This is a genomic window from Clostridium sp. D43t1_170807_H7, assembly GCF_015555905.1.
Taxonomy (GTDB): domain Bacteria; phylum Bacillota; class Clostridia; order Clostridiales; family Clostridiaceae; genus Clostridium.
The window spans coordinates 15,561-36,834 of the sequence record NZ_JADNLK010000013.1 but is presented as its reverse complement, the minus strand read 5'-3'; the positions used below and the strand labels follow the sequence as shown (position 1 = coordinate 36,834).

Annotated in this window: 19 protein-coding genes, 1 riboswitch and 1 other annotated feature; of the genes, 11 read left to right on the top strand and 8 right to left on the bottom strand. The window is 29.7% G+C overall.

The window, feature by feature from the left end:
- Window positions 1-8 precede the first annotated feature (8 nt).
- Window positions 9-197 (top strand): ferredoxin, encoded by a 189-nt coding sequence (locus I2E98_RS09875; protein ID WP_195468803.1) that lies wholly within the window; start codon window positions 9-11, stop codon window positions 195-197.
- A 109-nt stretch (window positions 198-306) separates the two neighbouring features.
- On the opposite strand, the gene thiT is transcribed toward I2E98_RS09875, so the two are convergent.
- The 4 genes from thiT to I2E98_RS09855 all read right to left on the bottom strand — a co-directional run bounded on the left by thiT (window position 307) and on the right by I2E98_RS09855 (window position 2,725).
- A complete protein-coding gene (thiT, locus tag I2E98_RS09870; RefSeq protein ID WP_195468752.1) occupies window positions 307-954 on the bottom strand; it encodes an energy-coupled thiamine transporter ThiT in 648 nt (215 codons plus the stop codon).
- A gap of 51 nt (window positions 955-1,005) precedes the next feature.
- Window positions 1,006-1,106, bottom strand: a riboswitch (TPP riboswitch).
- A 25-nt stretch (window positions 1,107-1,131) separates the two neighbouring features.
- A complete protein-coding gene (locus I2E98_RS09865; RefSeq protein ID WP_195468751.1) occupies window positions 1,132-1,335 on the bottom strand; it encodes a hypothetical protein in 204 nt (67 codons plus the stop codon).
- Between the two features lie 85 nt (window positions 1,336-1,420).
- A complete protein-coding gene (locus tag I2E98_RS09860) occupies window positions 1,421-1,876 on the bottom strand; it encodes a PadR family transcriptional regulator (RefSeq protein ID WP_195468750.1) in 456 nt (151 codons plus the stop codon).
- Between the two features lie 3 nt (window positions 1,877-1,879).
- On the bottom strand, window positions 1,880-2,725 hold the full coding sequence (locus tag I2E98_RS09855) for a DegV family protein (RefSeq protein ID WP_195468749.1): 846 nt from the start codon (window positions 2,723-2,725) through the stop codon (window positions 1,880-1,882).
- A gap of 225 nt (window positions 2,726-2,950) precedes the next feature.
- On the opposite strand from I2E98_RS09855, the gene nrdD reads away from it, so the two are divergent.
- The 4 genes from nrdD to nrdG all read left to right on the top strand — a co-directional run bounded on the left by nrdD (window position 2,951) and on the right by nrdG (window position 9,393).
- Window positions 2,951-5,068: an anaerobic ribonucleoside-triphosphate reductase gene (gene nrdD, locus I2E98_RS09850; protein WP_195468748.1), complete on the top strand. Its 2,118-nt coding sequence runs from the start codon at window positions 2,951-2,953 to the stop codon at window positions 5,066-5,068.
- Window positions 5,069-5,395: 327 nt separating this feature from the next.
- Window positions 5,396-6,568, top strand: a complete 1,173-nt coding sequence (nifV, locus tag I2E98_RS09845; RefSeq protein WP_195468747.1) for a homocitrate synthase — start codon at window positions 5,396-5,398, stop codon at window positions 6,566-6,568.
- A gap of 2 nt (window positions 6,569-6,570) precedes the next feature.
- Complete coding sequence (locus tag I2E98_RS09840) at window positions 6,571-8,856, top strand: hydratase (RefSeq protein WP_195468746.1); 2,286 nt, start codon at window positions 6,571-6,573, stop codon at window positions 8,854-8,856.
- A gap of 30 nt (window positions 8,857-8,886) precedes the next feature.
- Complete coding sequence (gene nrdG, locus I2E98_RS09835; protein WP_195468745.1) at window positions 8,887-9,393, top strand: anaerobic ribonucleoside-triphosphate reductase activating protein; 507 nt, start codon at window positions 8,887-8,889, stop codon at window positions 9,391-9,393.
- A 243-nt stretch (window positions 9,394-9,636) separates the two neighbouring features.
- Here the strand turns inward: nrdG and asnS are convergent, their stop codons facing one another.
- Window positions 9,637-11,031 (bottom strand): asparagine--tRNA ligase, encoded by a 1,395-nt coding sequence (gene asnS / locus I2E98_RS09830; protein ID WP_195468744.1) that lies wholly within the window; start codon window positions 11,029-11,031, stop codon window positions 9,637-9,639.
- Window positions 11,032-11,109: 78 nt separating this feature from the next.
- Window positions 11,110-11,398, bottom strand: a binding site (T-box leader).
- 98 nt (window positions 11,399-11,496) lie between these two features.
- Between asnS and I2E98_RS09825 the strand changes: the two genes are divergently transcribed.
- A complete protein-coding gene (locus I2E98_RS09825) occupies window positions 11,497-11,919 on the top strand; it encodes a cytochrome b5 domain-containing protein (RefSeq protein ID WP_195468743.1) in 423 nt (140 codons plus the stop codon).
- A gap of 803 nt (window positions 11,920-12,722) precedes the next feature.
- Here I2E98_RS09825 and I2E98_RS09820 read toward each other — a convergent pair.
- On the bottom strand, window positions 12,723-13,421 hold the full coding sequence (locus tag I2E98_RS09820) for a metallophosphoesterase family protein (protein WP_195468742.1): 699 nt from the start codon (window positions 13,419-13,421) through the stop codon (window positions 12,723-12,725).
- 198 nt (window positions 13,422-13,619) lie between these two features.
- On the opposite strand from I2E98_RS09820, the gene I2E98_RS09815 reads away from it, so the two are divergent.
- Window positions 13,620-14,696 carry a Xaa-Pro peptidase family protein gene (locus I2E98_RS09815; RefSeq protein ID WP_195468741.1) on the top strand — a complete coding sequence of 359 codons (1,077 nt, stop codon included), beginning with the start codon at window positions 13,620-13,622 and terminating at the stop codon, window positions 14,694-14,696.
- A gap of 89 nt (window positions 14,697-14,785) precedes the next feature.
- Here I2E98_RS09815 and I2E98_RS09810 read toward each other — a convergent pair whose 3' ends face one another.
- Window positions 14,786-15,604 carry a purine-nucleoside phosphorylase gene (locus I2E98_RS09810; RefSeq protein ID WP_195468740.1) on the bottom strand — a complete coding sequence of 273 codons (819 nt, stop codon included), beginning with the start codon at window positions 15,602-15,604 and terminating at the stop codon, window positions 14,786-14,788.
- Between the two features lie 13 nt (window positions 15,605-15,617).
- Window positions 15,618-17,006: a UDP-N-acetylmuramate--L-alanine ligase gene (murC, locus tag I2E98_RS09805; RefSeq protein ID WP_195468739.1), complete on the bottom strand. Its 1,389-nt coding sequence runs from the start codon at window positions 17,004-17,006 to the stop codon at window positions 15,618-15,620.
- 418 nt (window positions 17,007-17,424) lie between these two features.
- Between murC and purR the strand changes: the two genes are divergently transcribed.
- From purR to I2E98_RS09785, 4 genes are all read left to right on the top strand, one after another.
- On the top strand, window positions 17,425-18,240 hold the full coding sequence (gene purR, locus I2E98_RS09800; RefSeq protein WP_195468738.1) for a pur operon repressor: 816 nt from the start codon (window positions 17,425-17,427) through the stop codon (window positions 18,238-18,240).
- Window positions 18,241-18,373: 133 nt separating this feature from the next.
- Complete coding sequence (gene spoVG, locus I2E98_RS09795) at window positions 18,374-18,655, top strand: septation regulator SpoVG (RefSeq protein WP_195468737.1); 282 nt, start codon at window positions 18,374-18,376, stop codon at window positions 18,653-18,655.
- A 168-nt stretch (window positions 18,656-18,823) separates the two neighbouring features.
- Window positions 18,824-20,197 (top strand): bifunctional UDP-N-acetylglucosamine diphosphorylase/glucosamine-1-phosphate N-acetyltransferase GlmU, encoded by a 1,374-nt coding sequence (glmU, locus tag I2E98_RS09790; protein ID WP_195468736.1) that lies wholly within the window; start codon window positions 18,824-18,826, stop codon window positions 20,195-20,197.
- 64 nt (window positions 20,198-20,261) lie between these two features.
- Window positions 20,262-21,221 (top strand): ribose-phosphate diphosphokinase, encoded by a 960-nt coding sequence (locus I2E98_RS09785; RefSeq protein WP_195468735.1) that lies wholly within the window; start codon window positions 20,262-20,264, stop codon window positions 21,219-21,221.
- Window positions 21,222-21,274 lie beyond the last annotated feature (53 nt).

Genomic DNA, 21,274 nt, shown 5'->3' with positions numbered 1-21,274 from the left:
TTGAAATTATGAATGCATCTGTAGATAAGGATACTTGTATTGGATGTGGATTATGTCCATCAATATGTCCATCAGTTTTTGAAATGGATGATGATGGTAAGGCCGTAGCTAAAAATAATCCTGTACCAGCTGGAAATGAAGATGATGCAAGAGATGCGGAATCAAGTTGTCCGGTAAATGCAATAAGTCTAGATTAAAAATATACCATATAGCTTTAAGCTATATGGTATATTTTTTTATGAAATAACTCTCTATAAATTACTAGTTGTAAGTTCGGTTATCTAAATCAAAGATTTAGAATCTCACTTATGTTAATGATATATTTGATTTTAATGTTTTAATTAATAATTCTATAGGTAAAAATGCTAATAATGCTAAGCAAATTAAAAGTTCACCACCTACAGCAAATCCATTTACAGCTAGAGAGTAAATTATAGGAGACATTCCTGCTGGTGCATAAGAACCAAAAAATACTACGCCAGCAATAAAATGAAATACAAATCGTAGGAGCATTCCTAATGTAGCACCTAAATATTTATTTCTAAAGAATCCTGCAATTCCAACTGCCATAAAAGGTAAAGGATAATCAAATAAGACTTGAATTGGATTCAGGATATATGGATCAACAATTAATTTAAATACTCCGAATAGAAAGCCGGTAAATAATCCTATTGATGGACCGTAAACAAACGAAATTAACATTATAGGAATCATACTTCCTAAGGAAATACTTCCGCCACCATTTGGTAGTCTATAAATTTTTAACATATCTAGAATAAAAGCAAGAGCAATAGCTAGTCCTATTCTAGCTACTAATTTTGAATTAAACTTTAATGACTTAAATTTTATAAGGGCAATTAGTAAAATTGCACAACCTATTAAAGTAATTAGTGTAAGTGGATTATTAAAAAGTGTTTTGAAATTTTCTCCTAGTGTTGCTAGAAAATTTGACATAAAAAAATACCTCCTTATTTTGCGTAAGAGGGTACCTTAGCATGAGAATATAAAATTCTATGATGGCTTTCCTACGCTGGAATTATCCAGATCAGGTTAAAAGGGTTGATGAAAATTCATCTCTCAGCCTTGGGGCACCCCTAGCAACTTAAATATAATTTAATTCTAGGAAAAAAATTACAAAAAGTCAACAGTTTTATTTATCATCTGGCAAGGTTTATAATTTGTATTACAAGAGTTATTATATAAATTAGATAAACTTATGTTACTACCTATTGGCATAAGTGTCTCAAAAGAAGTTAAAGGCATTGTTATAATAGAATCATCTTCTAATAGAATAAAAGCATCATTGCCAGTATAATCTAATATCATTCCTTTCATATTTAACACCTTCCTAAATAAGTTTATATTAGTTTACACATAAATAATAATAAAAATACATCCAAGAAAATTCTTGGATGTATTTTTATAAATAAAGGTCTTTATAAACAATTTGAAAGACTTTTAATGATTCTTCTATTTTATGTTTAAGTAATTTTTTTCTATTAGCAAATTCAATTTCACCTAATGGAGTTAGAGAATAAAATTTTTGGAATTTCTTTTTAGGATCATCCCATTCACCAATAACTAATCCTTCTTTTTCTAGCTTTTTTAATAATGGATATATTCCACCAGTACTAGGAGTCCATAGTCCATTAGTTCTTTCAGAAACCTTAGTAGAAATTTCATTACCGTTTGTTGGACCAGATTTTAAAATATGAAGAACATATATAGGTAGTAATCCTTTTGTGAATACTTGCCCAACAGCTTCTTTTTCTTTTTGAACTTTTTTTAGTTCTGCAAGTTTAGCTTTATATTCATCATATAATCTCTTTTCTTCAGCTTTTAAATCTTCAAGATTATTAAAATCAAAATCACTCATAGATTATTTAACCATCTTTACAGAAAATCCTATTAATCCAGGACCACCATGAATACCAAGAGCAGGACTTATTTCTGCAATTTTTATAGAGACTACATTTGTTAAATCTTTAAGTGAATTCATATATTTAATAGCTTCATCCTCACAACCTGCGTGTAAAACGGCAACCTCGCATTTACCTTTAGCTAAATATCCTTTTAATAATTCAGTCATTTTTGATAAAGATTGTTTTCTACCTCTTACTTTTGCAACATTATAATAAACACCATCTTCGTCTGTAGTTATTATAGGCTTAAGATTTAGTAATTCACCAACAGTTCCTGCAAGTCTACCAATTCTTCCACCTCTTTTTAAATATTCTAATGTATTAATAGTAAAGTAGCCAATGACTCTTTTTCTTATCTCAGGTATTTCTCTAACTATTTCTTCATAACTTTTACCTTCTTTTATAAGTTTAGCAACTTCTAAAACTATTTCTCCTTGAGGATAAGCTAGTATTTTTGAGTCGTAAACAAAAGAAGTAAGTTTTGGATGATCTTCTAAAGCTAATCTTAGAGCATTAAAGCTTCCAGAAAGACCACTAGAAATTGAAATACAAATTACATGAGTATATCCTTCTTCTTCTAATTTATTTAAAATTTCTTCAGTTTCTTGAGCACTTGGTAAAGAAGTTTTAGGAACTTCTTTTTCTAAGTTATCATATACCTCTTGAGGTGAAATATCTATTCTATCTCTATAATCACTATTAGAATAAATTATTCTAAGTGGTAATAAATTTATGTTATTTTCTTTTAATGTATTTAAATCAAGATCACATGCGCTATCTGTTATTAAAGCAATTTTTTGCATAAAAAATCCTCCAAAAATTTAATTATATAAATTCAGTATATCATATTAGATAATATTATCAATAGTGATAAAGAAAAATCATTATCACTATTGATAATATTTTTTATTCAAATTTTATCCAAAATTTGAAGGGGAATAAAAGTTCAAATAGAATTATATACTATATATTGTGTTTGATACATATAATATACAATATATAGTGTGGATTTGTAGGAGGCGGTTATTTTGCTATATGTAGTAAAACGGGATGGAAGAGAGGTTAAATTTGATAGAAATAAAATCGTTAATGCAATAAGAAAGGCAAGTGACGAAGTTGGAGAGCAGTTAAGAGAAGATCAAATATTAGAATGTATACAAAGAATTATTGAGTATATTGAAGTTGCAAAAAAAGAGAAGGTATCAGTAGAAGAAGTACAAAATTTGGTTGAAAAGGCCTTAATTGATAGTAATCATAAAAATATTCAAAGAGCATACTCTTCTTATAGAAGAGAAAGAACTAGGGTTAGAGAGATTAAATCAGATTTAATGAAGGCAATTGAAAAAATAGGAATAGAAACTGATAGAGATAATGCTAATGTTGGAAATAATTTTAGTTCTAAGTTATTAAGAATAGCTTCAGAGTCTAACAAGTGGCATAATCTTTATAATATGCCTAAATATTTAGCAAAAGCACATGAAGTCGGTGAAGTTTATTTCCATGACCTTGATTCTTATAATTTAACTATAAATTGTCTTCATATCCCTACAGGAGAGATATTAAAAAGAGGTTTTAATACTGGATATGGAACTATAAAACCGCCTAAGCGTATAGAGACTGCTGCGGAATTATCTTGTATATTACTTCAATCTACTCAAAATGATATGTTTGGAGGTCAGTCACACCCAGATTTTGATAATGATATGGCTGAATTTATTGAGCCAACAAGAAAAGAAATAAGGGAAGAATTAATCTCTTATGGAATTGAAGGTGAAAAGTTAGAAATAATAGTAGAAGAAAAATTAAAATCACGAGTACACCAAGCTATGCAAGGGATTGTATATAATTTAAACACTATGCATTCCCGTGCTGGATCACAAGTACCTTTTTCTTCTATAAATTTAGGTATACCAAATTCTAAAGATGCAGCCTTAGTATGTGAGATATTTTTAAAAGAATATGAAAAGGGATTAGGAAAAGGTGAACAACCAATATTCCCTAATATAATTTTTAGAGTGAAGAAGGGAATAAATAGAGAAATAGAAGATCCTTATTATTATTTATATAAATTAGCTTGTGAAGTAGCATCAAAAAGAATGAATCCTACATTTATGAATATAGATGCAGATTTTAATAAGGAATATTACGTCCAAGGATATATTCCAGCAACAATGGGATGTCGAACATATTTAATGAAAAATGTTAATGGAGAACCAGGGTGTAAAGGAAGAGGAAATATAGCACCAATAACTATTAATCTACCTCGTATAGGAATAGAAGCTAATAAAGATATAAATAAATTTTTTGAGATATTAGAAGATAGATTAGTATTAGCAAAAGAAGCGTTACTTCATAGGTATAGTGTTCTTAAAAACTTAAGGGTTAAAGATTTACCATTTGTAGCTGGACAGGGACTTATGAAAGGTTCAGAAAGATTAGAAGCTGAAGATTCAATTGAACCAATACTTAAACAAGGAACATGGGGAATTGGATTTATTGGTTTGGCAGAAACGTTATATTCTTTATTGGGATGTCATCATGGAGAATCACAAGAAGCTAGAGAATTAGGATTGAGAATAATTGGATTTATAAGAGAATATACAGATAAACTAGTAGAAGAAACTAAACTTAATTGGAGTTGTTATGCAACACCAGCAGAAGGGTTATCAGGAAAATTTATAAAACATGATAAAAAGATATTTGGAATAATAAAAGGGGTAACAGATAAGGAGTATTATACAAATAGTTTTCATATTCCTGTAAATTATAATATATCAATAAAAGATAAGATTGATATAGAAGCACCATACCATAAGCTTTGCAATGCAGGGCATATTTCATATATAGAAGTAGATGATTCACCTTCGCCAGAAAATATAATGGATATAATAAATTATGCATACAAACACACTAATATAAGCTATATAGGTATAAATTTTCATATTAGGTACTGTAAAGATTGTGGTGAAACATTATTAAGTAATGAGAGTAAATGTCCTAAGTGTAATAGTAGAGATATACAGGGGATTTCAAGAGTAACTGGATATTTAAGTTTTGATGAAAGATTTGGACCAGGAAAATATAAAGAGAGAATTGATAGAAGATCTCATACTGGAAGTTACAAAAATAATTATGAAATACTATAAATAAATGTAAAACCTTCATATAAGTTATAGTCATATGGCAGATATGAAGGTTTATTGCATAAAATGAAGGAGTAGTAAAAATAGTTGCAAAATTTGAAAGTATAATGAGTATAAGAGTAATTATATTCTTTTAAAATGAAGTGGAAAATAAAAAACTTGCAATTGTTAGAAAAAAATATTAGCTTTTTATTGAGAAATTATTATAATTATGATATTATGGTAAAAAAAGGTATATAAAAACGAAGAGGTATAAACTTACCTCTATTTTTTATAAATCAAATTATAAAAGCATTTTAAAAATATATACAAAATAAAGGGGGCAAAAAAATGGCTATTACAAATGTCAATGAAGACAGAAAAATCTATATAGTCGATACGACTCTTAGAGATGGGGAGCAAACTGCAGGAGTTGTTTTTGCAAATGAAGAAAAATTAATTATTGCAGATATGTTAAGTGATCTTGGGGTTGATCAACTAGAAGTAGGAATTCCTACTATGGGTGGAGATGAAAAAGAAGCAATTAAGCAAATTGTAAAAAGAAATAATGGTAGAAAAAGCATAATGGCTTGGAATAGAGCTGTTATTAGTGATATTGAAGAATCTATAGATTGTGGAGTTGATGCAGTAGCAATTTCAGTATCAGTATCTGATATTCATATTAAACATAAGCTTAGAACATCAAGAGAATGGGTATTAGAAAATATGATTAAATCCGTTGAGTTTGCAAAGAAAAATGGTTTATATGTATCTGTAAATGGTGAAGATGCATCAAGGGCTGATAATGAATTCTTAGTGAAATTTATTAATGAAGCTAAGAAAGCAGGAGCTGATAGGTTTAGATATTGTGATACAGTTGGAATAATGGAACCATTTTCTATAAGAAAAAATATTGAGGACTTATACAAAAAAACAGGCTTTGATATAGAAATGCATACTCACAATGATTTTGGAATGGCTACAGCAAATGCTATTGCAGGTATATTAGGAGGAGCAAGTCATGTTGGTTTAACTGTAAATGGACTTGGGGAAAGAGCAGGAAATGCAGCTTTAGAAGAAGTATTAATGGCTCTTATGTACGTTTATGGTTATAAAGCTGATGTAAATACAAAGATGTTTAGAGAAGTTTCAGAGTATGTTGCACAAGCATCAGGAAGAGAACTTCCTATTTGGAAAGCTATTGTTGGAGATAATATGTTCGCTCATGAGTCAGGAATACATGCTGATGGAGCAATAAAAAATCCAAAAACTTACGAGGCATTTGATCCAGATGTTGTTGGATTACAAAGACAAATTGTTATAGGAAAGCATTCAGGTAAAGCTGGGATAATAAATAAGTTTAAGGAATACAATATTGAATTAAATGATGAAGAGGCAAAGGGAATACTAGAAATGGTAAGAGCTGCTTCTGTTAGATTAAAGAGAACATTATTTGATAAGGAATTAGTTAAGCTTTATAAAGAATACAAGCGACTAAATAAAGAAAAGGGTAAGGAGAATTAAAGATGATAAAGTTATTTTCAAATGGTGTTTACCTTATTAATAATAGGGAGATAGTAGAAGATTGTAATGAAATTAATTTAATATTAAAAAATAAACTTGGAAACAGTTATCCAAGTAAAGAGAAGGCTAAAAAAAATACTATTGCCTATAACATCTTAAAAGAACATAATACATCAGAAAACATGGACAAACTAAAAATAAAATTTGATAAATTGGCATCTCATGACATTACTTTTGTGGGAATAATTCAAACAGCAAGAGCATCAGGATTAGAAAAGTTCCCTGTACCATATGCTTTAACAAATTGTCATAATAGCTTATGTGCAGTTGGAGGAACAATAAACGAAGATGATCATATGTTTGGACTTTCATGTGCAAAGAAATATGGTGGAATATATGTACCACCACATCAGGCAGTAATTCACCAATTTGCTAGAGAGATGTTAGCTGGTTGTGGAAAAATGATATTAGGATCTGATAGCCATACGCGTTATGGTGCTTTAGGAACCATGGCAATTGGAGAAGGTGGTCCTGAGATAGTTAAACAATTATTATGCAAAACTTACGATATCAATAGACCAGAGGTAGTAGGTGTATATTTAACAGGTTCACCTCAAAAGGGTGTTGGACCACAAGACGTTGCTTTAGCTATAATTGGGGCAGTTTTTGCAAATGGATATGTTAATAATAAAGTAATGGAATTTATAGGTGACGGAGTTGATAACTTAAGTGCTGATTTTAGAATAGGTATTGATGTTATGACTACAGAAACAACATGTTTATCATCTATATGGAAAACTGATAATAAGATAAAAGAGTTCTATGATATTCATGGAAGAGTAGATGAATATAAGGAATTAAATCCAGGAAGTGTAGCATACTATGATGGAATGATTTATGTTGATTTAGCTAAGGTTAAGCCAATGATAGCTATGCCTTTCCATCCAAGTAATGTTTATAGTATAGAAGAATTAAATTCAAATCTAAATGATATATTAGCTGATGTTGAAAAGAAGGCCGGAATTAGTTTAGATAATAAAGTTAAATTTACATTAAGAGATAAAATTCATAATGGTAAGCTTTATGTTGAACAAGGTGTAATTGCAGGATGTGCAGGTGGAGGATTTGAAAATATATGTGATGCAGCAGATATTTTAAGAGGAACTTCAATAGGTAGTGATGAATTTTCATTAAGTGTTTACCCAGCATCTCAGCCAGTATTTATGGAACTTGTTAAGAATGGTAGAATTGCAGATATTATGGCTACAGGTGCTACTGTGCGTACAGCCTTCTGTGGTCCTTGCTTTGGAGCAGGAGATGTTCCAGCAAATAACGGATTAAGTATACGTCATTCAACAAGAAATTTCCCTAATAGAGAAGGGTCAAAGATAACTAATGGACAAATTGCATCAGTTGCATTAATGGATGCTAGATCTATTGCGGCAACAGCTGCTAATAAGGGGTATTTAATAGCTGCAACTGATATAGATGTTAATTTTACAAAGCCAAAATATTATTTTGATAAATCTATATATGAAAATCGCGTTTATGATGGTGTAGGAAAAGCAGATCCATCAGTAGAAATTAAATTTGGTCCTAATATAGTGGATTGGCCTAAAATGTCAGCTTTAACTGATAATTTATTATTAAAGGTAGTTTCTGTGATTCATGATCCAGTTACTACAACTGATGAACTTATTCCATCAGGTGAAACTTCATCATATCGTTCTAATCCATTAGGTTTAGCCGAATTTACTTTATCACGTAAAGATCCAGCATATGTTGGAAGAGCTAAGGAGATTCAAAAAGCTGAAAAAGCAAGAATAGAAAATGAATCACCAATTGATGCTGTTAATGAGTTAGGCTCTATATTTACTTCAATTAAAGAAGTGTTTACTGATGTTAATAATGAAAATACAGGAATAGGAAGTACTATTTATGCTGTTAAACCTGGTGATGGATCAGCACGTGAGCAAGCTGCATCATGTCAAAAAGTATTAGGTGGATGGGCTAATATAGCTAAAGAGTATGCTACAAAAAGATATCGTTCTAATTTAATAAATTGGGGTATGCTTCCGTTTGTTCTTAAGGAAGAGATATGTTTTGATAATGGAGACTATTTGTTTGTACCTAATATAATAGAAGCAATTAAAGAAAAGAAGACTTCTATAAAGGCATATGTAGTTAATAAATCAATGAAAGAATTTGAATTAAAATTAGGCGAACTTACAGATGATGAAAGAGAAATTATATTAAAAGGATGCTTAATTAATTACTATAAAGCATAAAATTATAATGCTTTTGGAGGTTTGTTAAAAATGAATAAAACTGTGAGATTAGCAGGAATAGCTTATGAAAGTTTAGTAAATGGACCTGGAATGAGAAGGGTATTTTTTGCACAAGGATGTAAACATAAGTGTGAAGGTTGCTTTAATCCAGAAACACATAGTTTTGATGATGGAGAAATTATGGATATGGATAAGTTAATAAAGGATGTTTTAGATAATCCTATGTTAAAAGGAGTAACATTCAGTGGAGGAGATCCAATAGAGCAAGCTCACAGTTTTGCCTATATGGCAAAAGCATTTAAGAACTCTAATTTAAATATATGGTGCTATACAGGATATACATTTGAAAAACTTTTAGAAGTCATGAAGGTAGATACAGCAATTAGAGAACTTTTAAATAATATAGATGTATTAGTTGATGGAAAGTTTGAAATAATGAATAAAAAAGAAGGATTAAAGTATAAGGGCTCAAGTAATCAAAGAGTAATTGATGTGAAGAAGAGCTTAGATACAGGAGAGATAGTGGTTATAGGATAAGTTTTTTTAAGGATATTAATTTGTTTTTATAAAATTAATATCTCTTTTTCATATAAAAAAAAGCGCTTGCGCGCTTTTTTTTATAATGGGGGGATGGGAACCTGTGTATTACAGGTTTTATATTTACATTATAATTATGTACCTAATCGTAAATTTTTATTCAGATAAATATAAAAATTCAAAAATAATTTTAAGTAAATAAAGAGCTAGCGATTTTATGCTTGCTAGCTCTTTGTTTAAATTTTAGAAGTCAGATTGACCAGTAGTTCTTGGGAATGGTATAACGTCTCTGATATTTGACATACCAGTAATGTACATTATTAATCTTTCGAATCCTAGTCCAAATCCAGCATGCTTAGTTTCTCCGTATTTTCTAAGTTCTAAATACCACCAGTAATCTTCTTCTTTAAGACCTAATTCAGCCATTCTAGCTTTTAAAACATCAAGTCTTTCTTCTCTTTGGCTACCACCGATGATTTCACCTATACCAGGAACTAAGCAGTCAGTTGCTGCAACAGTCTTTCCATCATCGTTAAGTCTCATATAGAATGCTTTAATATCTTTTGGATAGTCAGTAACGAATACTGGTCTCTTAAATATTTCTTCAGTTAAATATCTTTCATGTTCAGTTTGAAGATCAACTCCCCATTCAACTGGATATTCGAATGTCTTACCACAGTTCTTTAACATTTCAACTGCTTCAGTATAAGTAACTTTTCCAAAATCAGAAGTTACAATATGATTTAATTTATCTAATAGACCTTTTTCAACGAATTGGTTAAAGAATGCCATTTCTTCTGGACATTCATCCATAACGTATTTAATTACGTATTTTAACATTCCTTCTGCTAATTCCATATCATCTTGTAAATCAGCAAATGCTATTTCAGGCTCAACCATCCAGAATTCAGCAGCATGTCTAGCTGTATTTGAGTTTTCAGCTCTGAAAGTTGGACCGAAAGTATAAACATTTCTAAATGCTAAAGCAAATGTTTCTGCATTTAATTGTCCAGAAACTGTAAGGTTAGTTTCTTTACCAAAGAAATCTTCTTTGTAATCAACACTTCCATCTTCAGTTCTTGGAACATTGTCAAAGTCTAAAGTAGTAACTTTAAACATTTCACCTGCACCTTCACAGTCACTTCCAGTTAAGATTGGTGTATTTGTATATACAAAGCCTTGGTCTTGGAAGAACTTGTGAATAGCATAAGCAGCAACGGAACGAACTCTAAATACAGCTGAGAAAGCGTTACTTCTTGGTCTTAAGTGAGCAATTGTTCTTAAGTATTCAAATGTATGTCTTTTCTTTTGTAGTGGATAATCAGAATCAGACATTCCTTCGATAATAACTTCTTTTGCTTGAATTTCAAATGGTTGCTTAGCTTCTGGTGTTGGAACTAAAGTACCAACAACTTTTATTGATGAGCTAATTGGTAATTTAGCAATATCCTTAAAGTTTTCTAATTTGTTATCAAAAACAACTTGAATATTTTTAAAGAAAGAACCATCATTTACTTCGATAAACCCAAATGCATTAGAAGCTCTTAAAGTTCTTATCCATCCAGAAATTGTGATTTCTTTAGATAAGTATTCATCAGTATTTCTATAAAGTGATTTTACTAAAACTACGTTTTTCATAATAACCTCCTGTTAAAAAATATTTTTATTATTTTCAAATTTAAATAAAAGCAATAAAAAAATCCCTTCATCCCATATAAATGGGACGAAAGGAATTACTTACGTGGTACCACCCAAATTGCCTAAAAAAGGCCACTTAGTAAATTAATAACGACATTTAGCCGTCTAAGCCTAATTAAGTGAGACTCCAAATTTAAATTTGGTTAGTCGAACTTACATCTTGACCATAGGAAAAGATGAATCCTTTTTCACTTGTTCAGTTAGAAACTCAGAGATGTTCTTCACAGTTGATTTCGTATAAGGCTTACACCATCCCTTACTCGCTAAAACTACCTTCAAAAGTTACTCTTCTCATCATAGTCAGTAAAATTTTGAGATTTTATTAATACGATTTTACAACACTTTACTAACATTTGCAACTTAATTTCATAATATATATTTAAAGAATGTTTTTTGGAGGAAATAATGATTAAAAAAGATTTCTTGCAACAAAAATATTGTGAAATTAATCAATTGAAAAATTTACTGCAAACATATCCAAAAGAGTATTGTGAAACAATAATTAAGGTAATGGAAAAGGTTTTTGATGAAATAACAGAATACTTAGATGAGGAAAAGAATAAGTTGAAAACTACAGTAAAAAAAGTACAGCATCAAAGAGTATTTACAGTAGGTGAATTAGCTAAATACAATGGAAAAAATGGAGCAAAGTCATATATTTCAGTTGGAGGAATAGTGTATGATGTGACTGGTGTGTCAAAATGGAGTGGTGGGAATCATTATGGATTAAGTGCAGGAAGAGATTTAACAGAATATTTTGAAACATGTCATAAAGATGAAAAAGATATATTGAAAAAGCTACGAATTGTTGGAACAATAATCGAATAATATTGCGCACAACATGGAAGCGAAAAAATGAAATATTTATTTTCCAGTAATGGTGAAATTTTCACCTAGAATTTATATAATTGATTCCGTAAAGTTAGCTAAAGTTTTTAAACTTAAGTGAGATTCAAAATTTCAATTTTGTAAATCGAACTTACACATTCGACGCAAGGAGAAGGTGCTTCCTTTTAAAATGAAACTCACTCTTCACTATCGCTCAGAGGAGTAAGTTCAGCTAACTAAATCAAGATTTAGAGCTTCACTTAACGCAAACTTTACTCCATCAATTATTAAATTCTACGGTTTAATTTCAATCATACCTCCAAATTAATATTTCATTTTTTTCTTTTTACATGTGTTTGCTTATAAGACACCACTTTATAGTTAATGTTTTGTGCTACAAATTTTTCTTGTATTAAAGTTAATTTGTATATTAATATTTTTAGTTTATTTAAAAATATATATTTATAAGTTAACAAGTTATTATATAAAATATAGCAGAAGTCGTTAACTCTTAAGGTGGTTACACAGGAAATTGTATCCTTTAGCTTAAAAGCTAGTGATATAGAAAAATTAATGATATTATCGGAAGGAATATTGTAATTAAGTTCTAGAATTTAATTGTTTTTGGAAGAAAAAGTCCGTTAAGAGGCTGAGGTAAACGATAGTGAACTTCGAAGCTTTAGGACTTTTTCTGGAAAAAACAATATAAATTCTTAACGAACATTACACTAATTCCTGGAGGTAATATCATTAATTTTCGGCATCACGGCACTTAAGCTTTAACGAACAATTTAGTTATAAGTTTATTCTTTTCCGGTTTCGTAAGAAGATGTAATGGCTGGGGGGAAGTTTAACATGGTACAATCTTTAACTATTCTTTTAAATTCATATTCTAAATATCTAAATGTAACTTTAACTTCTCCATTATCTTCAATTTCGATTATTGCATATGTAGGATTAGGTTTTCCTATTTTAGGTTTTCCAACACTACCAACGTTAATTAATAATTTGTTTCCATATTTTTTTGCACAAGGTATATGAGTATGAGCACATACTAAAACATCATCTTCTAATTGATTCATAACTTCTATTGTGTTAGCGGCATCTTCAAATAAGTAATCATTAATTGCATTAGGACTTCCATGAGTAAATAGAAAGTTAACTTCATTAAAGGTATATTTAAGTGATGTTGGTAGTGAATCTAAAAAGTATTTATTTGAAACTCTAACTTCGTTACTTGCCCAAGGTAGTGCAAATGAGTTTATTGCAGTATTTCTAATATAGGTATAGTCACCATCTACTACTGAGGCATCATAATTACCTTTTATACAAGGAATTTCTCGTCTTTTAATTAATGCCACAACTTCATTTGGATGAGGGCCATATCCAACTAAATCGCCTAAGCAAATTATTTTATCAACTTTTTGTTCATCTATATCTTCAAGAGCTTTCATTAGTGCATAAATATTTCCATGAATATCTGATATAACTGCCAATTTCATTTTATTATCCTCCAATTTTCTTAAAATTAGACTATTTATATGGTCATAACCAAAAAATAGAGATAAATTATTATAAAATAATTATATCACTATAAATAAAAAAAACGATAAAAGTAGTAAATTAAATTATGGATAATATGAAAATTTTAAGTTATTATAAAGACTAGAATATAAAAGCAATATATGGAGGTGTTACATATGAAGAATTCTAGAGTTAGAGAAGTATTAATAAAAATGGATGAAAATAAAATTCCACAATTAATAGTTACTTCTATGGAGTCTATATTTTATTTAACAGGAAAGATGATCCATCCTGGTGAAAGATTAATAGCTTTATATTTGGATTCTAAGGGAAATCATAAATTTATAGTAAATAAATTGTTTCCTATAAATGAGGATTTAGGTGTAGAAATAGTTTGGTATGATGATATAGAAAATCCAATAGATAGGTTAGCTAATATAGTGAGAAAAGGTGAAGTACTAGGGGTAGATAAAAATTTACCATCACATTTTTTAATAGACCTTATGGGAAGAAATGTTGTAAAAGCTTTTGTTAATTCATCACCTATAATAGATACTTTAAGAATGATAAAAGATGAAGAAGAAATTCAAATAATGAGAGAATCTTCTAAAATAAATGATGCAGTAATGTTAAAGCTTTGGAAGAACTTAAAGGCAGGATTCTCAGAAAAGTATTATGCAAATCTTTTACATGAAATTTATGAAGAAGAAGGGGCATCAGGCTTTTCATTTTCACCAATAATAGCGACAAGTCCTAATGGTGCTGATCCACATCATGGAACAGGTAAGGATAAAATAAAGGTTGGAGATAGTGTAGTTTTAGATATTGGAGGAAAATATAAAAATTACTGCTCAGATATGACTAGAACTGTATTTATAGGTAAAGAGCCAAGTAAAGAACATGCTGAAGTTTATAATATAGTAAAGAATGCAAATGAAAAGGCAATTTCAATAATTAAGGAAGGCGTTAAGTTCTCTGATATTGATAAGGCAGCTAGAAATGTAATTACTGATGCTGGATATGGAGAATATTTCACTCATAGAACTGGTCACAGTATAGGAATTGAAGTTCATGACTTCGGAAATGTTAGTTCTGTAAATGATGATGAAGTTAAAGCTGGTATGATATTCTCTGTTGAGCCAGGGATTTACTTAAAGGATAATATAGGAGTTAGAATTGAAGACTTAGTTCTTGTAACTAAAGATGGATGTGAAGTATTAAATACTGTTACTAAAGAAATTACGGTATTATAGTTTTAAAATAATTGAAAGTGAACTATATCATAAATAAGGGATTAAATTATTAAAGCTACGCACTAGTAAGTGTGTAGCTTTAACTATTTTTATATTACTTCAATTACTCTATTCATTAATTTTATAAAGTCATTTCTAACTCTAGCAGAAGTTTCGATAACCTCTTCATGATTTAAAGGTTGATCTAGTATTCCAGCAGCCATATTTGTTAAGCAAGAAATACCAACTGTTTTAATACCACAGTGGTTTGCAACAATTACTTCTGGAACAGTTGACATACCAACAGCGTCTCCACCCATAATTTTTGCAAATCTTACTTCAGCAGGAGTTTCGTAAGTAGGTCCAGAGAACATTACATATACTCCTTGTTGTAATTTTATTCCTAGCCCTTTACCAGCTTCTAAAACCTTATTTCTAAGTTCTAAGTTGTAAGCTTCAGACATATCAGGGAATCTAGGTCCAAATTCATCAAGATTATGTCCAAATAAAGGATTTGATCCACAGAAGTTAATATGATCAGTAATAATCATTAAATCTCCAGCATTAAAATCTTTATTAACAGCACCAGCAGCATTTGTAACTATAAGCTTTGAAACACCTAATAACTTCATCACTCTTACAGGGAAAGTTACTTTATCTAAAGAATATCCTTCATAGTAATGGAATCTTCCTTGCATAGCAACTACTTGTTTATTTCCAAGCTTACCAATAACTAATCTACCAGCATGCCCTTCTACAGTTGATGTAGGAAAATTAGGAATATCAGAATAGTTATAATACTCTGCATCTTCGATAGTATCTGCTAATGAACCTAATCCAGAACCAAGTATTAATCCTATTTCTGGTTTGTATTTACTTTCTTTTAAAATAAAATCAGCTGAAGCTTTAATTTGAGTTAATAAATCCATAAAAATCACCTCGTTATTTTTCTTTTGCTTTATTTAAAAGTATGTCGCCAACTTTAACAACATCTCCAGCACCTACTGTAAGTATTAGATCTTTAGGGTGAACCTTTGATGCTAAATAATCAGCAACTTCTTCATGACTATGAAGATTTATGCAATTTAATCCAGTTTTTCTTATAGCATCTCCAAGCTCATCAGAGGATACTAAACCTGTATCCTTTTCTCTTGCAGCATAAATATCCATTAGGATTAACTCATCAGCAGAAGAGAAACAAGTTGTAAATTCATCAAAAAGCGTTTTTGTTCTAGTATAAGTATGTGGTTGGAATACACAGTATGTTTTATTGTGTTCAATAAGTTTTGCTGTAGATAATGTTGCTTTTATCTCAACAGGATGATGAGCATAATCATCTATTATAGTAGCACCATTGAACTCACCTTTATATTCAAATCTTTTATGAGCACCCTTACACTCAGCTAATCCACTAATTATAGATTCTTTAGGGATATTTAATATTAAAGAAGTACATATAGTAGCAAGAGCATTAAGTATATTATGTTTTCCAGTTGTACTTAATGTTACGTCAAATAAATTTTGACCGTCTTTACAAACTGTAAATGTAGCACATCCTTTATTATTAAATGAAATATTAGTTGCAGTTACATCACCTTTAGTAAAACCATAGCTCATAGTATTACATTTTGCATAATTAATAACCTCTAATACTCTAGGATCTTCAGCACATCCAACTAAATATCCATCAGATGGAATTAAATCAGAGAACTTTTTAAAAGTATCTTCAATGTGATTTATATCTCTATAATAATCTAAATGATCTGCGTCTATATTTAAAATTATCCCTATATAAGGATAGAATTTTAAAAATGATGCTTTATATTCACAAGCTTCTGTTACGAAATATTCACTTTCACCAATTTTGTAGTTACCATGAATAGCATCAACATCCCCACCAACTAAGATTGTAGGATCTAAGTCTGCATTTAATGTTATATGAGATAACATAGAAGTTGTAGTTGTTTTTCCATGAGTCCCAGCAACAGCAACATTGTATTTATGACCTTTCATTATATAGCCTAAAAATTCAGCTCTATCCATTAATTCTATATTTTTATTTTTTGCTTCAATTATTTCAGGGTTAGTAGAGGCAACCGCAGCGGTATATACTACTAAATCAACATTTTTAAGATTTTCACCTTTATGCCCTATGTAAATTTCAGCACCAGACGCTCTAAGCTTATTTAAAACTTCAGATTCTTTAGCGTCAGATCCAGATACTTTATATCCTTTTGTTAATAAAACGGCAGCAAGTCCACTCATGCTTACCCCGCCAATCCCGATAAAATGTACTTTTCTATTTTTACTTGAATTAAGATCAAAAGACAATATATCAACCCCTTTATTGTATGATTATAATATGAGATTTTTGTTTCTAATATTTAATTAACCTATTATACATAATTTAAATATGATTAAATTAAAAATTAGATTCTCATTTAAATATATATTTATAATTATATACAAATTTGCTAGGTTGAACACAAAAAATAAAAAATATATAAAATATTTTACAAAAAAAAGAGCAAAATTATATAAGAAGAAAAGTGTTTATAAAGCGTTTACAAATGGAAGAAAAAAGATAAATTTTTATAATTAAACAGAGAAAATAACTTATATAAGGAATTACTGATAAATAACTTAAAAAAGTATTGATAATGTAATGAATATAGAATAAAATATGAATATTCGGGTGAGATAAATTGAAAAAATTCGTGTTTTTGAGAAAATAAGGAAGGTGAGTAAAGTGGAAAAATTAAGTAGAAATAATAGAGTTGTAGCCATTACAAAGATATTAATAGAAACTCCTAATAAAGTTATAGGACTAAATAGATTTTCGGAACTTTTAAATGCAGCTAAATCAACTATTAGTGAAGATATAGTAATAGTTAGAGAAGTATTAGAAAAATTAGGGATGGGATCTATAGAAACTATTTCAGGAGCAGCAGGAGGAATTAAGTTTATTCCTTCAATGGGTAAACAAGCTAGAGAAGAGTTTGCAAATGAATTATGTGAAGCGTTATTAGAAGAAGGTAGAATTGTACCTGGAAATTTTGTTTATTTAACAGATATAATGTATAACCCACAAATAGTAAGTAAAGCTGGGGTTATTTTAGCTTCACACTTTCAAAATATGAATATAGATTATATAGTTACTGTTGAAACAAAGGGGATTCCTTTAGCTTATGAGGTCGCTAAAAGTCTTGGAATAGAACTAGTAATAATAAGAAAAGATAATAAAATTACAGAAGGACCAACAGTTACAATTAATTATGTGTCAGGTACAAGTGGAAGAATTCAGCAAATGGCATTAGCTAAAAAATGCATGAAACCATCAAGTAAGTGTGTATTTATAGATGACTTCTTAAGAGGTGGTGGAACAGCTGAAGGAATTAAAGATCTTTTAAAAGAGTTTGATAGTGAATTAGTTGGAACAGGAGTACTTGTTGATAATGTTGGAATAGAAAATAAGAGAACTACTGACTATATTTCAATTATTGATTTAGAATACAATAAAGAAGAGGAAAAACTTAACGTTAGACCATCATCTTTTATAAAATAGTCACAAATTCAGTTGCTTTAAATATATAACCAAATAAATAATGGAAAAATTTAAAAAAATTTAAGTAAAAAAAAGGATTTTTAAACTTTTTATAGAAATAGTATTATTATAAAGCAACTGGAGGTGTAGTGAAATGACAATCACAGACGTTAGAATTAGAAAAATAGCAGCAGAAGGAAAAATGAAAGCTATAGTTTCTATAACATTTGATAATGAATTCGTTGTTCATGATATTAAAGTTATCGAAGGACAAAACGGTTTATTTATTGCAATGCCAAGTAGAAAAACACCGGATGGAGAATTTAAAGATATTGCCCACCCAATAAACACAGATACTAGGGAAAAAATTCAATCATCTATATTAAAGGCTTATGAGGCTGCAGTAGAAGAAGAAAACGTTGTTATAAATGAATAATAACTTAAAATGAGAGGAATATATACATGTATATATTCCTCTCATTTTATAATTTTATTGAAGTGTTGAAATACTTTAGTTAATGCAATATAATATATAAGAAATATACACGAACGTTTTAGGATAAAATTTATATTTTATCCTTAAATTTTATAGAGAGGTGAGTTTATGTATAGATGTGCTCTGATATTAGCAGCAGGTCAAGGAAAGAGAATTAAATCAGATTTACCTAAAGTTTTACATAAAGTTTGTGGTAAAGAGATGGTTAATCATGTAATTGATACATTAAGAAAAGGGAATGTAGAGGATATAAATGTTATTGTAGGTAAAGGTGCAGAATTAGTAAAAAAGAATACTGAATCAAGAAATGTTAGTTATTCATTACAAGAAGAGCAATTAGGTACTGGTCATGCTGTTAAGTGTGCTATAGATTTTCTAAAAAACAAAAAAGGTACGGTTGCAGTTTTTAACGGGGATGCTCCTTTAATAGAAGAAGAAACTATAGAAGAATTATTTAAGGCGCATAAGGAAAGTGGAAATAGTGCAACTATACTTACTTCTATTTTAGATGATGCTTCAGGATATGGAAGAATCATAAGAGATGGAGATGAAGTATTAAAGATAGTTGAGCATAAGGATTGTAATGAGGAAGAACTAAAGGTTAAAGAAATAAATTCTGGAATGTACTGCTTTGAAATTGAAAGTTTAGTTGAATGTCTAGGAAATCTTTCTAATAATAATTCTCAGGGTGAATATTATTTAACAGATGTAATTGGAATGCTAAAAGAAAAAGATGAGAAGGTTGGAGCACTTGTAATAAATCATGAAGAGACACTAGGAGTAAACTCAAGAGTTCAGCTTGCAGAAGTTGAAGCTATTTTAAGAAAGAGAATAAATAATAAACATTTAGAAAATGGTGTAACTATAATTGATCCAAATACAACGTATATTGGTATTGATGTAGAGATAGGTCAAGACACCATAATATATCCAGGAAATGTTCTTGAAGGAAGAACAATAATAGGTAGGAATTGTGTTCTATATCCAAATTCAAGAATAAACAATAGTATTATCGGTGAAGGTGTAGATATACAATCATCTGTGATATTAGAAAGTGAAGTTGGTAATAATACAACGGTTGGTCCTTTCGCTTATATTCGTCCAGAATCTATCATCGGAAATAATGTAAGAATCGGTGATTTTGTAGAAATAAAAAAATCTACGATAGGCAATAATACTAAGGTATCTCATTTAACATATGTAGGAGATGCTGAGGTGGGAGAAGGATGTAATTTTGGATGTGGAACTGTTACTGTTAATTATGATGGGAAAAACAAGAATAAGACTATCATAGGAAATAACAGTTTTATTGGATGTAATACAAACTTAATTTCACCTATTACAGTTGAAGATAATACTTACATTGCAGCTGGCTCAACTATTACTAATAATGTAAAGAGCGGAGAATTAGCCGTTGCGAGAGCTAAGCAAAGAAATATTGAAGGTTGGGTAGATAAAAAAGGTCTTATTAATAAAAAATAATATATATTAAACTATAAGATAAATATGGCAAACGTTATTGTAAATTAAGGAGGGGCTCATAATTATGATATCTCATGGGAAAAAAATAAAAATATTTACAGGGAATTCACATCCTGAACTAGCTAAAGAAATTGCTGATTTACTAGGACTACCACTAGGAAATGCGAAAGTTTCAACTTTTAGTGATGGTGAAATATCAGTAGATATTAATGAAACGGTAAGAGGTGTAGATGTATTTATAGTACAATCAACTAGTTCACCAGTTAATAATAACTTAATGGAACTATTAATAATGATAGATGCCTTTAAGAGAGCATCAGCAGGTAGAATAACTGCAGTTATTCCGTATTATGGATATGCTAGACAAGATAGAAAGGCAAAATCAAGAGATCCAATTACTGCAAAATTAGTTGCAGACATATTAACAGCAGCAGGAGCAGATAGAGTATTAACAATGGATTTACATGCTTCTCAAATTCAAGGATACTTTAACATACCAGTGGATCATTTATTAGGTTCACCAATATTAGCTAAGAGCTTTGTTGATAAAGGATTTAGTGATCAAGATGACGTAGTTGTTGTATCACCAGATTTAGGTAGTGTTACTAGAGCAAGAAAATTTGCTGACAAATTAAATGCACCAATTGCAATTATTGATAAGAGAAGACCAAAGGCAAATGTATCTGAGATAATGAATATTATCGGAGATGTTGATGGGAAAAGATGTATATTAATTGATGATATGATTGATACTGCTGGAACTATTGCAAATGCTGCAAATGCATTAAAAGAATTAGGAGCAAAGAATGTTTATGCTTGTTGTACTCATGGAGTATTATCAGGGCCAGCATTTGAAAGAATAAATAATTCTGCAATTGAAGAACTAGTAATGCTAAATACTATTCCACTTCCAGAAAAAGAGGGATTAGATAAATTTAAATCTATTTCTGTTGCACCACTATTTGCAGAAGCAATTAAAAGAATATATGACGATGAGCCAATAAGTAAATTATTTGAAAATTAATAATTTGTGACTGCTACATATGTAGCAGTCTATTTTTATGTTTTTTTAAATAT